The sequence below is a fragment of the Sphingomonas sp. CV7422 genome, from assembly GCF_027945725.1.
Lineage (GTDB): Bacteria > Pseudomonadota > Alphaproteobacteria > Sphingomonadales > Sphingomonadaceae > Sphingomonas > Sphingomonas kyungheensis.
In genome coordinates, this window is the sequence record NZ_CP115900.1 from 403,192 (window position 1) to 417,171 (window position 13,980).

Sequence of the window (13,980 nt, forward strand, 5' to 3'; positions counted from 1 at the left end):
ATGACCCTTGCCCCTCTTCCCGGCGCCATCCGCCACGACGAGACCGTTCCGGCGCGGGCGCCTTGGATGCACCGCATCGCCGCCGGCGAGACGCTGCGCATCATCGACCTTGAAGGCAATCAGGCGGTCGATTTCCTGATGTACGCCGCCGCTGACGACGCCGAACGCTATAGCGCACAGGACACGATCGCGACGCAGCGCAACCTGTTCCTGCGCACCGGCGCGGTGCTGCTGTCCAACGAGGGGCGGGCGATGATGACGATCGTCGCCAGCGACGTCGCCTATCACGATACGATCGGCGGCGCCTGTTCGTGCGAATCGAACACGTTGCGATACGGCCACCACACCAAGGCGCAGCATAGCTGCGTCGACAATTTCCTCGACGCCAACGTCCGTGCCGGCCGCGGCAAGCGCGACATGGTGTCGAACATCAACTTCTTCATGAACGTGCCGGTCGAGGCGGACGGGACGCTGGGGATCGTCGACGGCATCTCCGCGCCCGGCCTCAGCGTCGATCTGCGTGCCGAGATGGACGTGATCGTCGTCGTCTCGAACTGCCCGCAGATCAACAATCCCTGTAACGGCTTCAACCCCACGCCGGTGCGCATGCAGGTGATCGGCTGATGTTCACCAAGGTCCTGATCGCCAACCGCGGCGCGATCGCCTGCCGCATCATCCGCACGCTCAAGCAGATGGGCGTCGGCTCGGTCGCGGTGTTCAGCGACGCGGACGCGGGCTCGGCGCATGTCGCGCAGGCCGACGAGGCGGTCCGCATCGGCCCCGCGCCCGCCGCCGAAAGCTATCTCGACGTCGCCGCGATCCTCGCCGCGGCAGAGGCGACGGGCGCGCAGGCGATCCATCCCGGCTATGGCTTCCTCTCGGAGAACACCGCCTTCGCCGAGGCCTGCGCCGCGCGCGGGATCGTCTTCATCGGCCCGACTCCCGAGAATATCCGTGCCTTCGGGCTCAAGCACACCGCGCGCGACCTCGCCGCCGCGCACGGCGTCCCGCTCGCCCCCGGCACCGACCTGCTCAGCGACGAGGCCGCCGCGCTCGCCGCGGCGGAGCGGATCGGCTATCCGGTGATCCTCAAGGCCACCGCGGGTGGCGGCGGGATCGGCATGAAGGTCTGCACCGACGCCGCCGACGTGCGCGACGGCTTCGCCACCGTGGCGCGGCTCGGCGCGGGCAATTTCGGCGACGGCGGCGTCTTCCTCGAACGCTATGTCGCGCGCGCGCGTCATATCGAGGTGCAGGTGTTCGGCGACGGCGCAGGCCACGTCGTCGCGCTCGGCGAACGCGACTGTTCGCTCCAGCGCCGCAACCAGAAGGTCGTCGAGGAAACCCCCGCGCCGCTGCTGCCCGAGGCGACGCGCCGCGCGCTGATCGACGCGGCGGTGCGGCTCACCGCCGCCGCCGACTATCGCTCGGCCGGCACGGTGGAGTTCCTCTACGACGCGGAGCGCGACGATTTCTTCTTCCTCGAGGTCAACACCCGGCTTCAGGTCGAACATGGCGTCACCGAGCAGGTGACGGGCGTCGATCTGGTCGAATGGATGGTGCGTGGGGCGGCGGGCGATACCGGCTTCCTCGACGGCTTCGTGCCCACGCCGCAGGGCGCCTCGATCCAGGTCCGCCTCTATGCCGAGGACCCGGCGCAGGACTATCGGCCGAGTTCGGGCCGGCTGGTCGGCGTCACCTTTCCGGAGGGGCCGCGCGTCGATCACTGGATCGCCGCCGGGACGGAGGTGTCCGCCTGGTACGATCCGATGCTCGCCAAGCTGATCGTCACCGCGCCGACCCGCGAGGCGGCGGTCGCCGCGATGCAGGAGGCGCTCGACCGGACGAGCATCGCCGGGATCGAGACCAACCTCGACTGGCTGCGCACCGTGGTGCGCTCCGACGTGTTCACCTCCGGCGCAGTATCGACGCGCGCGCTCGCCGACATCGCCTATACTCCGCGCACGATCCGCGTGCTGGCGGGCGGCGCCTTGACCACGGTGCAGGATCATCCGGGCCGGCTCCACCTGTGGCACGTCGGTGTGCCGCCCTCGGGGCCGATGGATTCGCTCGCCTTCCGCCTCGGCAACCGATTGATCGGCAATGACGAGGCGGCGGCGGGACTGGAGATCACCGCCGCGGGACCGACCCTGTTGTTCAACGCCGCGGCGCGCGTGTGCCTGACCGGCGCCGATTTTGGCGCGACGCTCGATGGCGTGCCGATCGGCTGCTACGCACCGGTCGACGTCGCCGCCGGGCAGACGCTCAGGATCGGCCGCGTCACCGGCGGCGGCATGCGCGGCTATATCGCGGTCGCCGGCGGGCTCGACGTGCCGCTGTTCCTCGGCAGCCGCAGCGCCTTCACGCTCGGCGAGTTCGGCGGTCATGCCGGGCGCGCGGTGATGACCGGCGACACGCTGCATCTCGCGCGCACCGATCCGCCCGCCGCCCCCGCGGCGGCGCTGGCCGCCGCAGACCGTCCGGCGATCACCCGCGACTGGACGCTGCACGTCCTCTACGGCCCGCACGGCGCGCCCGACTTCTTCACCGCCGACGATATCGCGATGCTGCGCGCCACCGCGTGGAAGGTGCATTACAATTCCAACCGCACGGGCGTCCGCCTGCTCGGCCCCAAGCCGCAATGGGCGCGGCAGGACGGCGGCGAGGCGGGGCTGCATCCGTCCAACATCCACGACAATGCCTATGCGATCGGCGCGGTCGATTTCACCGGCGACATGCCGATCATCCTCGGCCCCGACGGTCCGTCGCTCGGCGGCTTCGTCTGCCCGTTCGTCGTCGCGCAGGCCGATCTGTGGAAGGTCGGGCAGCTCGCACCGGGCGACAGCGTCCGCTTCGTGCCGATCGACACCGCCGCGGCGGTGGCGGCGGAGCAGGCGCAGGACCGGCTGGTCGCCACGCTGGCGGCGCCCCCGGCCGATCGCGCCGGCGCTCCCGGGGAGGAAACGCTCGGCTCGCCGATCCTGCACGCGATTCCGGCGCAGGGCGTCCGGCCGGCCGTGACCTATCGCCAGCAGGGCGATCGCAACCTGCTCGTCGAATATGGCCCGATCGTCCTCGACCTCGAACTGCGGCTGCGCGTTCACGCGCTGATGCTCGAGATCGAGGCGATGGCGCTACCGGGGATGATCGACGTGACGCCCGGCATCCGTTCGCTCCAGCTCCATTACGACAGCCGCCTGCTGTCGCAGCGGGACCTGATCGCCGCGCTGGTCGCCGCCGAGGAGCGGCTCGGCGGCCTCGACGATTTCGAGATCCCGTCGCGCGTCGTCCATCTGCCGCTGTCGTGGCAGGACCCGGCGATCTATCAGACGATCGACAAGTATATGGAATCGGTGCGCGACGATGCGCCCTGGTGCCCGGACAACATCGAATTCATCCGCCGCGTCAACGGGCTGGACAGCATTGACGAAGTCAAGCGGATCGTCTTCGACGCCGACTATCTCGTCATGGGGCTGGGCGACGTCTATCTCGGTGCGCCGGTCGCGACGCCGATCGACCCGCGCCACCGGCTGGTGACGACCAAATACAATCCGGCGCGGACTTGGACGCCGCCAAACGTCGTCGGCATCGGCGGCGCCTATATGTGCATCTACGGCATGGAGGGGCCGGGCGGCTATCAGCTGTTCGGCCGCACCATCCAGGTGTGGAACGCGTGGCGGCAGACCGACGCCTTCCAGGACGGCAAGCCGTGGCTGCTGCGCTTCTTCGATCGCATCCGCTTCTTCCCGGTCAGCCATGACGAACTGACCGAATGGCGGCGCGACTTCCCGCTCGGCCGCCGCGCGATCCGGATCGAGGAGGAGGTGTTCCGCCTCTCCGACTATCGCGCCTTCCTTGCGGAGAATGACGCGTCGATCGCCGCCTTTCAGGCGCAGCGGCAGGCGGCGTTCGATGCGGAGCGCGCCGCCTGGGAGCGGAGCGGCGAGTTCGATCGCGTCGCCGCGCTCACCGAGGAAGCCGACGCCGGCACCGCCACCGCCGAGATCGCGGTTCCGGAAGGCTGCGAGCTGGTCGAGGCGCCGTTCGGCGGCAGCCTGTGGAAGCTGCTCGTCACCGACGGCGCCAGCGTCAGCGCCGGCGAGACGATCGCGGTGATCGAGGCGATGAAGATGGAATCGCCGGTGGTCAGCCCGGTCACCGGCATCGTCCGCGCGGTCTATGTGCAGGAGAAACAGTCGCTCGCTCCGGGCGGCGCGATGCTCGCGGTGGAGGTGGCATGAGCGACGGACGTATCCGGGCCGGCGCGATCGCCGCGGCGGTGACCGCGGGAGAAACCAATGCGGTCTCGGTCGCCCGCGACGCGCTGGCGCGGATCGAGGCCTATGCCGCGATCCAGCCCGCGGTGTGGATCACGCGGCTGGCGGAGGCGGACGTGCTGGCGCGCGCCGCGGCGGTCGATGCCCGGATCGCGGCGGGCGAGACGCTGCCGCTCGCTGGCGTGCCCTTCGCGATCAAGGACAATATCGACCTTGCCGGCGTGCCGACCACCGCCGCCTGTCCCGACTTCGCCTATCGGCCGGCGGCATCGGCCGAGGTGGTGGCGCGGCTGATCGCGGCAGGCGCGGTGCCGGTCGGCAAGACCAACCTCGACCAGTTCGCCACCGGGCTCAACGGCACGCGCAGCCCCTATGGCGCGCCCGCCTGCGTGTTCAACCGCGCCTATGTCAGCGGCGGGTCGAGCTCGGGGTCGGCGGTCGCGGTCGCGGCGGGGCTGGTCGCCTTCGCGCTCGGAACCGACACCGCGGGCTCCGGGCGCGTGCCGGCGGCGTTCAACGGGTTGGTGGGCATGAAGCCGACCAAGGGGCGGTGGAGCACGACCGGGCTCGTCCCCGCCTGTCGCACGCTCGACTGCATCACCGTCCTCACCCACGACATCGCCGATGCCCGCGCGGTCGATGCGGTGGTCGCCGGCTTCGATGCCGCCGATGCCTATTCCCGCCCGGTCGCGGATCGGCCGGTCGCCCTGCGCCGGATCGGCGTGCCGCGGCCCGACCAGCGCCTGTTCCTCGGCGACGCCGCGTCCGAACGCCTGTATGATCAGGCGCTGGCGACGCTCGCCGCGAGCGGTGCCGAACTGGTCGAGATCGACATGGCGCCGCTGCGCGAGGCGGCGATGCTGCTCTACGGTGGGCCCTGGGTGGCGGAGCGCACCGCCGCCGCCCGGCCGCTGCTCGACGACCGGCCGGAGGCGATCGATCCGACCGTCCGCGCGATCATGGAACACGGGCGGACGGTCAGTGGCGTCGACGTGTTCGAGGGCCAGTATCGCCTCGCCGAACTCCAGCGCCACGCCGACGCGATGTGGCAGGACATCGACCTGCTCGCGCTGCCGACGACGCCGACCATCTACCGGATCGCCGAGATGCGCGCCGCGCCGATCGCGCTCAACAGCAACCTCGGCCTCTATACCAATTTCGTCAATCTGCTCGACATGGCGGCGCTCGCGCTGCCCGCCGGCTGGCGTGATAATCGCACCGGCTTCGGCATCACGCTGATCGCGCCCGCCTGGACCGACCGCGCGTTGCTCGACGCGGGGGACGCCTATCTCGCCGCCGCCGCGCTGCCACCGTCACCGCCCCTGACCACCGAGGACCCTATGGACATTGTAAAGCTCGCCGTCGTCGGCGCCCATCTCGACGGCATGCCGCTGCACTGGCAGCTGACCTCGCGCAATGCGCGCCTGGTGGCCGCGACCAACACCGCGCCGACCTACCGGCTCTACGCGATGGCCAACAGCACGCCGCCCAAGCCGGCGCTGGTCCATGCCGCCGACGGCGCGGCAATCGCGGTCGAGGTCTATGAACTCGACGTCGCCGCCTTCGGCAGCTTCGTCGTCGAGGTGCCGGCGCCGCTCGCGATCGGATCGGTGACGCTCGCCGACGGTTCGACGGTCAAGGGCTTCGTCGCCGAGCCGCGCGCGATCGAGGGCGCCGAGGACATCACCGCGCTCGGCGGCTGGCGCGCCTATATCGATGGTCTCGCCCGTCCGGGGGGATCATGATCGCGCCCACCGCCAGCGATCCGGCGATCCGCGCCGAACTCGAACGCGCCAAGGCGGCGAACGAGGCGAAGACGCGCTATCTCGCCGCGGTCAGCCACGAGATCCGCTCGCCGCTCAACGTCATCTACGGCTATGCCCAGTTGCTCGAACGCGATCCCGGCATCTCGGGCGCGGAGGCGGGGACGATCATCCGCCGCTCGGCCGAGCATGTCACCAACCTCGTCGAAGGGCTGCTGGAGATCTCGCGGATCGAAAGCGGCGTGATGACGATCCGCGCCGAGCCGATCGACATCCGCGCGCTGCTCCAGCAGGTCGTCGCCATGTTCCGGATGCAGGCGGCGGCCAAGGGCCTCGCGCTGACGCTCGAGATCGACGCGCGGCTGCCCGATCGGGTCAAGGCGGACGACAGGCGGCTGCGCCAGATCCTTATCAACCTCGTCTCGAACGCGATCAAATATACCGATGCCGGCAGCGTCGCGGTGCACGTCGGCTATCGCAGCCAGGTGGCGGACATCACCGTCCGCGATACCGGCATCGGCATCGCCGCGGAGGATCTCGACCGGGTGTTCGCGCCGTTCGATCGCGGCAGCTCGAGCGAGGCGCAGCGTCAGCCCGGGATCGGCCTCGGCCTCGCCATCACCCGCGTGCTGGCGAGCGTGCTGGGCGGCGACATCGCCGTGACCAGCACGCGCGGCGCAGGCAGCGCCTTCCGCTTCCGGGTGATGCTGCCGGCGGTCGATCGCGCCGTGCGCGGCGCCAACCCGGGCGGGGCGATCACCGGCTATCATGGCGCGCGCCGCACGGTGCTGGCGATCGACGACGATCCGGCGCAGCGAGCGATCCTGCACTCGCTGCTCGTCCCGCTCGGTTTCCGGGTCGAGACCGCGGCGAACGGCCCCGACGGCCTCGCGCTCGCTGCACGGATCGCGCCCGACATCGTCCTGCTCGACATCCAGATGCCGGGGATGACCGGCTGGCAGGTCGCCTCTCGGCTCCGCGCCGATCATGGCGGCGCATTGCGCATCGTGCTGGTGTCGGCCGATGCCCATGATCTCGGCGCGCCGCGCGAGGGGCGCGACAGCCACGACGCCTTCATGACCAAGCCGGTCGAACTCGATGCCCTTGTCACGTTGATCGGCAGCCAGCTCGACCTGCGCTGGGAGCAAGTGGACACGCCGGCGCCGGCGTCCGCCGACGATGCGATGCCGCGCGACGCCCTGCCGCCCGAAGCCGGGGCGCTGCTCGAACAGGCGCGCGCGCAGGCCGGGATCGGTCATGTCCGCGGCGTCGAGCGGGCGCTCGACGCGCTCGCGACGTCGGTTCCGGAAGCGGCGGGGCTCGTCGCCATCCTGCGCCGCCATTTGCAGGCGCTCGACCTGCGGTCTCTGGTACAGACGATCGACGATGCCGCATAGCGACCCCGCCGATCCCGTCCGGCCGGTGATCCTGGTCGTCGACGACACGCCCGAAGCGTTGCGCTTCCTCACCGCCACGCTGGAGAGCGCCGGGATGACCGTGCTGATCGCGATCGACGGGCTCGCCGCACTCGACTCGCTCAAGACGGTCGTCCCCGACCTCATCCTGATGGACGCGGTGATGCCGCGGCTCGACGGGTTCGAGACGACGCGCCGGATCAAGGACCAGCCCGGCCTGCGCCACCTGCCGATCATCTTCATGACCGGGCTGACCGAGACCGAACATGTCGTGCGCGGGCTCAGCGTCGGCGGCGTCGATTTCGTCAGCAAGCCGATCGTCGTGGACGAGCTGCTCGCGCGCATCCGCGTCCACCTCGCCACCGCGCGCGTCGCCCACGGCAGCCAGCTCGCGCTCGACACCAGCGGTCGCCCGGCGCTGGCGGTGGATCGCGCCGGCACGCCGCAATGGCTCACCCCGGCGGCGAGCCTGATGCTCGAACGGCTGTTTCCCGGCTGGTCGTCCGCCGCCGGCGGTCTGCCCGATCCCGTGCGCGCGGCGCTGCGCGACCTCCAGGCGGCACCGCCCGCACCCGGCGCACGGATCGCCGTCGCCGCGGGGGAGCGGACGCTCGAAGCCACGTTGCTGCGCTGCACCGCCGCCGGCCAATGGGTCTTCCGCCTCGCCGAGCGGCATGAGGGCGAGGAGCGCGAGATGCTCGCCGCGCAGCACGGCCTCACCGCGCGCGAGGCGGAGGTGCTGCTGTGGATCAGCCGCGGCAAGCAGAATCGCGAGATCAGCGACATCCTGCAGATCAGCCCGCGGACCGTGAACAAGCATCTCGAACAGATATTCGAGAAGATGGGGGTGGAGAATCGCGCGTCGGCGACGGCGATCGCGGTGACCACCCTGACCCGCTAGGAGGACGCCGCCGCATGACCTCTCCGTCACCGCGCGCCGCGACGATCCGCGCGCTGCTCGCCCGCGGCGAGACCGGCGCGGCCTTCGATGCCGCCACCCGCTGGCGGATCGAGGCGCCGCACGTCGCCGAGGCCTGGTTCCTCGCCGGCATCGCCGCGGCGTTGCTCGGCAAGGTGACGATCGCCATCGAGCTGGTCGAGGCGGCGGCGGGGCGCGACGGGCAGGGGGAATATCACGCGCAGCTCGCCCGCCTCTACACGCTGGTACGCCGCGACGACGACGCCGCGCGCGCGCTGCGGGCGGCAGAGGCCGCGCCGCCGGGCGACGCGCTCGGGCGCGACACGATGGGCTGCGTCTATGCCCGGCTCGGCGACCATGCCGCCTCGCTGCCGCATTTCGACGCGGCGGTGCGGCTGGAGCCGGGGAACGTCGAGTTCCGCTACAATCAGGCCGCCGCGCTGAGCTTCGTCGGCCGGCAAGAGGCGGCGGAGCAGGCGGTGGAAGCGCTGATCGCGCGGTCGCCGGGCCATGCCCGCGCGCATCACCTGCTCGCCGGGCTGCGCCGGCAGACGCCGGAGCGCAACCATGTCGACCGGCTGACCGAAGCACGCCGCGCCGCGCGGGCGGGGCCGGACCGGCTGCTGCTCGGCTATGCGCTCGCCAAGGAGCTCGACGATCTCGGCGAGCCGATCACCGCCTTCGCCGCGCTCGCCGAGGCCAATGCCGAGCATCGCGCCGCCTTGCCCTATCGCTTCGCCAGCGACGCCGCCAATTTCGATGCGGTCGAAGCGCATTGGCTGCGGCCCGCCGCCGCGCCGGCGAGTCCGGCGCCGGGCGCGCGGCCGATCTTCATCGTCGGCATGCCGCGGACCGGGACGACGTTGGTCGATCGCATCCTGTCGTCGCATCCCGAGGTCGAGAGCGCCGGCGAGCTGCAGGCGATGCCGCTCGCGGTCAAGCTGGCGAGCGGCACGCGCAGCCGCACCGTGCTCGATCCCGAGACGATCGCCGCGGCGGCGGCCGTCGATCCGGGTGCGATCGGTCGCGATTACCTCGCCCGCGCCGCCGCGCACGTTGCCGGCGCGAAGCCGCGCTTCATCGACAAGTTTCCCGGCAATATGATGTACATCGGCCTGATCGCCCGCGCGTTGCCCGATGCCGCGATCGTCTGCCTGCGGCGCAATCCGATGGACACGATCCTCGCCAACTTCCGCAACCTGTTCGCGATCGGCTCGCGCTATTACGATTATAGTTACGATCTGCTCGACATCGCGGCTTACTATCATCGTTTCGACCGGCTGATGGCGCTGTGGCGCGAGGTGCTGCCGGGGCGGGTGCTCGAACTCGGCTATGAGGATCTGGTGGCGAACCAGGAGCAGGCGACGCGCCGGCTGCTCGCCCATTGCGGTCTCGACTGGTCGGACGCCTGCCTCTCCTTCCAGAGCAATGCCGCGCCGGTGTCGACGCCGAGCGCGGCGCAGGTCCGCCGCCCGCTCTACCGCGATGCGGTGGATCGCTGGCGCCGCCATGCCGAGGCGCTCGCGCCGGCCCGCGCCTTCCTCGCCGAACGCGGTATCGTTGTCGAATAGTCGCGTGCGCGCGCCAGCCGCGGCTACGTCATTTGCCCACCTGTGCTGCCGGTCCGCCGCCTTATCGTCTGCGCTGCGGCCGGCCCCGTGGCGCCGGCAGATCGGGCGGAACACGATGACGACGACCCTCTTGCGCTATGTGCAGCCGATGATGGTGGCGGCGGTGCTGTTCGGCTGGGCGGTCGCGCCCGCCGCGGTGACCGGTAATCCCTGGTCGATCGTCCTCGCGACGTTGCTCACCACCGCGCTGATCCAGGGCCTCGAATGGGTCAGCGAGCGGCACCGCAGCTGGCGCCTCACCCGGCAGGAGTTCCTCACCGACCTGTTCTACCTGACGCTCAACTATACCGCGATCGCCTGGCTGTCGCGCACGCTCGCCGATGCGCCGCTCACCGCCGCCAAACATGCGCTCGGCATCACCACCGCCTGGGCGATGCACCTGCCGTTCGTGGTCCAGGTCGCGATGGTGATCGTGCTGATCGAATTCGGCCAATATTGGATGCACCGGCTGATGCACAATCAGGCGTTCTTCTGGTCGACGCACGCGCCGCATCACCATCTGACGCAGCTCAACGCGATGAAGGGAGCGGTGGGCAATCCGATCGAGCTGTTCCTGATCAGCCTCAGCGTGCTGGCGCTGTTCGACCTGCCGCTCGCCGCGGAGTTCTGCGCGCTCAACATCCTCGCAATCGTCTCCACCTTCGCGCACGCCAATACGCGCTGCGATCCGCCGCGCTGGTACGCCTATGTCTTCACGACGATCCGCAACCATAGCCTGCACCATTCGGTCGGCTATGAGGAGACGCGGTGCAATTACGGCAATTCGCTGATCCTGCTCGACCGCATCTTCGGCACCTATTGCGACGGCGAGGCGGAGGCGGTGGGGCAGGACGCGCGCCGGCGGCTGACGATCCGCGAGCAGTTCCTGTTCCCGGCGCAACCGCTGATCGCGCGGGCGCGCTGGCGCCGCGACGCCGCGGAGCAGACCGAAGCCGCGATCTGATCGCCATCGTTGACGGGGGACTATGTGCGCATGACAGCGAAGACGTGGGTGGCGGCAGTGATCTCCGCCTGCCTGATGATCGCGCCTGCGCTGGCCGCGACGCCGTCCGCGCGCGTGCTGACCGTGCCGGGCTTTGCCGATTTCCTCGCCGTCGACGGCAAGAGCGTCTGGGCGACCAACGTCGGCCGGGTCGAGCGCTGGTCGGTGCACGGCAAGCAGGCGGCGGTGGCGATGGCGCATCCGTGCGGCGCGATGACGATCGCTTATGGCTCGCTCTGGGTGGCGGATTGCAAGGCGCTGACGCTCAACCGCATCGATCCGAAGACCGCGACGATCACCGCGGTGATCGGCACCGGCATCGCCAATCCCAAGGGCGAACTCAACGTCGCCGCCGGGGCGGGCGCGATCTGGGTGGCGAGCGACGCGGGCGGCGTCATCGCGCGGATCGATCCCGCGACCAACGGCGTGATCGCTTCGATCCCGGTCAATCCGGACAGTTTCTATCTGGCGTTCGGGGAGGGCGCGTTATGGGCGGTGAGCGGCACCGGCCGCAGCCTGCAACGCATCGATCCCGCGACCAATACGGTCACCGCGACGGTTGCGCTGGGTCGTGAGCCGGGCTTCCTCGCGGTGGGCGAAGGCGCGGTCTGGGTGCAGGAACAGGGGGACGGCACCGTCGCGCGGATCGACCCCGCCGGCGCCACGGTGACCGGCCGGGTCAAGGTCGACGAGACGTTGAAATACGGCGATATCGATACCGGCGGCGGCAAGGTCTGGCTGCGCACCACCGCCGGCCAGACCTTCGTCGTCATCGATGCGCGGACGCTCGCCATCACCGCGCGGGTCGGCGCGGCGGCGGGCAGCGGCGCGTTGCGCTACACGCGGGCGGGCGTGTGGACGAGCGCGCACGACGCGCACACGCTGTCGTGGTGGAAGAGCCCCAAGTCGATCGGCCGCTGACCGCGGCGCGATCAGCGCGGCTTGGGATCGATGGGGTAGACGATGAAATCGGCGTGGCGATCGATCGCCGGCGGCGTCGCGGCCGCATCCACCGCCGCGTCGAGCTCCGCGATCGCCGTCGGCGGCAGCGCCAGACCATGTTCGGACGGATGCGACGCGGCCTGCATCGGATAGTCGCGCCCCGGCGTCGTCGTCATCTCGATATGCGCGCCGAGCAGGGCGCGGATCGGATGCGTGCGGGCGAAGGCAGCGAGCCGGTCGGCGCTGGCGCGGAAGACGGCGAAACGGTCGCGCGGCACGTAGAGGCGGCCCGGATAGAGCATGTCGCCCGAGAAGAGCAGCCGCGTGCGCGCGTCGTAGACCATGATATGCGCGGGTTCGTGCCCCGGCGTCGGCAGGATCGCGAGCGGGCGGCCGCCGAGGTCGTAATGGCCGATCGTCCGGGGCCAGTCGCGAACCGCGAAGACGGCGGCGACCTGTTCGGGGGCGAGGCCGACGATCTGCGTATCCGGGCGGTCGCGGAATTCGTCGTCGCCGGCGTGATGATCGCCATGACCGTGCGAATGCGCGACGATCAGGCGGATCGGCCGGTCGCCATGGCGCCGGCGCCAGTCGGCGATCAGTCGGTCGACGACGGGCCGGATGCGCAATCCGCCGGCACCGCTGTCGATCAGCAACGCGCGGTCGCGTCCGAACAGGAGGTAGAGGAACGGCGCCTCGAAATTGGTGCGCACCGACTGGCGGATCACGACGGTGTCGGCGTCGATGCGTTGCACCTGCGTTTCGGGCTCGCCCGGCGTGGTGCCGTCGATCCAGGGCGCAAATGACGGCCCGCCGGGCGCCGCCGCGCCGAGTGTCAGCCACGCCGCAGTGGCGAGCATGAGCGCCCGACGGACCGAAGGCCCGACCGGTCTGCTAAACATGGCTGACGAAGGCATCATCCCGTCAGCCTAGGCGGAGCGATCCGCGCGGCCATGGGGCGTTTGACGGAGCCGGAATGCGGCTCCGTCGACGCCTCAGCGCATCGCCAGCTGCGTGCCGTGCGCCTCGCCGCGCGCCGCGGTCGCGGCGGCGATGCGGGTGCGGATGTCGGCGATCACGTCGGCACGGCATTCGCGCGCCTGCGCACCGAGCGCGAGATGGACGCTACTCAGCTTCTCGCCGCAGACCGTGCTGGCGACCTGATCCATCCGGATCGCCAGCCGCTGCTGGCCGTCGACGGTGGTCAGATCGAGCCCGCGCAGGTTGAGCACGGCGCTGTCGGCCGAGAAGGGGTTGCCGCCGGGTGCGGCGAGGGCCGGCGTGGCCGCCAGAACAGCGGCGAGCGCCGCGACACCGAGTTTCATCATCATCTCCTGCATTCGGGCCTGTCGCTCTTCCGGCAACACGGTCGCATGAATGTAGGAGTGATGGTGCCCGTCGACAAGCACCCGGCCGCCGCCACCGCGGCGCGGATCAGTGGGCGGCGATGACCAGCGAGGCGAGCTCCAGCCGGCCGCCGAGCGATCCGGGCGGCAGGGCCACGGTCGCGGTGCGCGCCTGATCGTCGTCGCCGTCGGCAAAGGTGATCGGCACCGCATAATGGCGCGTGATCGGCCAGCTCCGGGCGGTCGCCAGCGGCACGACGATCCGCCAGCGGCGTCCACCCTCGACGGCGAGCGCCCGCCCGCCGATCCGCACCGGGGTGGCGGCATCGGCGCGCTCCCCCGACAGGCGCAGGCAGGTCTCGGTGCCGCAATGCACCAGCGTCGCACGCGGCGCTGCCGCCGCGGCAGAGGGCAGGGCAGCGACGGTCGCCGCAAGCAGGAAGAGCCGGATCGCCATGGGTCCTGGCTAGCGCGACACGCGGCACGGCGGCATCCGCCGTTTGACGTAGGCGGTGCGGACGATCGGCCGGTTACGTCAAACGCCCCATGTCGGTTCGCCGCCAATATCCACACTCTGCTGCACACGCGAACGGCCCGATCGGGACGCCGGCACCGACCGGCAAAGCCTCGGCGGCCGTTGGTTTTGTGACAAGGGGGCGTTGATGGCAGTAGGTTTTTCCCGCGCAGGCTTGATGGGCGCGACCG

Annotated in this window: 11 protein-coding genes; 8 read left to right on the plus strand and 3 right to left on the minus strand. The window is 70.7% G+C overall.

Annotated features, from left to right (window positions below; all coding sequences use genetic code 11):
- The 8 genes from PBN85_RS02005 (at nt 1) to PBN85_RS02040 (ending at nt 11,908) form a co-directional block, all read left to right on the plus strand.
- Nucleotides 1-624 (plus strand): urea amidolyase associated protein UAAP2, encoded by a 624-nt coding sequence (locus tag PBN85_RS02005; protein WP_373276492.1) that lies wholly within the window; start codon nt 1-3, stop codon nt 622-624.
- Nucleotides 624-4,241, plus strand: a complete 3,618-nt coding sequence (uca, locus tag PBN85_RS02010; protein ID WP_271299991.1) for an urea carboxylase — start codon at nt 624-626, stop codon at nt 4,239-4,241. Before PBN85_RS02005 ends, uca begins: the two co-directional genes overlap by 1 nt.
- Nucleotides 4,238-6,022: an allophanate hydrolase gene (atzF, locus tag PBN85_RS02015; protein ID WP_271299992.1), complete on the plus strand. Its 1,785-nt coding sequence runs from the start codon at nt 4,238-4,240 to the stop codon at nt 6,020-6,022. Before uca ends, atzF begins: the two co-directional genes overlap by 4 nt.
- Nucleotides 6,019-7,437: a hybrid sensor histidine kinase/response regulator gene (locus PBN85_RS02020; protein ID WP_271299993.1), complete on the plus strand. Its 1,419-nt coding sequence runs from the start codon at nt 6,019-6,021 to the stop codon at nt 7,435-7,437. Before atzF ends, PBN85_RS02020 begins: the two co-directional genes overlap by 4 nt.
- Nucleotides 7,427-8,356: a response regulator transcription factor gene (locus PBN85_RS02025; RefSeq protein WP_271299994.1), complete on the plus strand. Its 930-nt coding sequence runs from the start codon at nt 7,427-7,429 to the stop codon at nt 8,354-8,356. The genes PBN85_RS02020 and PBN85_RS02025 overlap by 11 nt, the downstream gene beginning before the upstream one ends.
- Nucleotides 8,357-8,370: 14 nt before the next feature.
- Nucleotides 8,371-9,945, plus strand: coding sequence for a tetratricopeptide repeat-containing sulfotransferase family protein (locus tag PBN85_RS02030; protein WP_271299995.1), 1,575 nt, complete (start codon nt 8,371-8,373; stop codon nt 9,943-9,945).
- A gap of 115 nt (nt 9,946-10,060) precedes the next feature.
- Complete coding sequence (locus tag PBN85_RS02035) at nt 10,061-10,948, plus strand: sterol desaturase family protein (protein WP_271299996.1); 888 nt, start codon at nt 10,061-10,063, stop codon at nt 10,946-10,948.
- A gap of 30 nt (nt 10,949-10,978) precedes the next feature.
- The gene (locus PBN85_RS02040; protein ID WP_443026760.1) at nt 10,979-11,908 is read left to right on the plus strand and encodes a Vgb family protein; all 930 of its coding nucleotides are present in this window, start codon (nt 10,979-10,981) and stop codon (nt 11,906-11,908) included.
- Nucleotides 11,909-11,919: 11 nt separating this feature from the next.
- On the opposite strand, the gene PBN85_RS02045 is transcribed toward PBN85_RS02040, so the two are convergent.
- The 3 genes from PBN85_RS02045 to PBN85_RS02055 all read right to left on the minus strand — a co-directional run bounded on the left by PBN85_RS02045 (nt 11,920) and on the right by PBN85_RS02055 (nt 13,732).
- Entirely contained in the window at nt 11,920-12,789 is an 870-nt protein-coding gene (locus PBN85_RS02045) for an MBL fold metallo-hydrolase (RefSeq protein ID WP_271299997.1), read from the minus strand.
- Between the two features lie 135 nt (nt 12,790-12,924).
- Nucleotides 12,925-13,254 (minus strand): UrcA family protein, encoded by a 330-nt coding sequence (locus PBN85_RS02050; protein WP_200870339.1) that lies wholly within the window; start codon nt 13,252-13,254, stop codon nt 12,925-12,927.
- 109 nt (nt 13,255-13,363) lie between these two features.
- Complete coding sequence (locus PBN85_RS02055; RefSeq protein WP_037531759.1) at nt 13,364-13,732, minus strand: hypothetical protein; 369 nt, start codon at nt 13,730-13,732, stop codon at nt 13,364-13,366.
- Between the last annotated feature and the right edge of the window lie 248 nt (nt 13,733-13,980).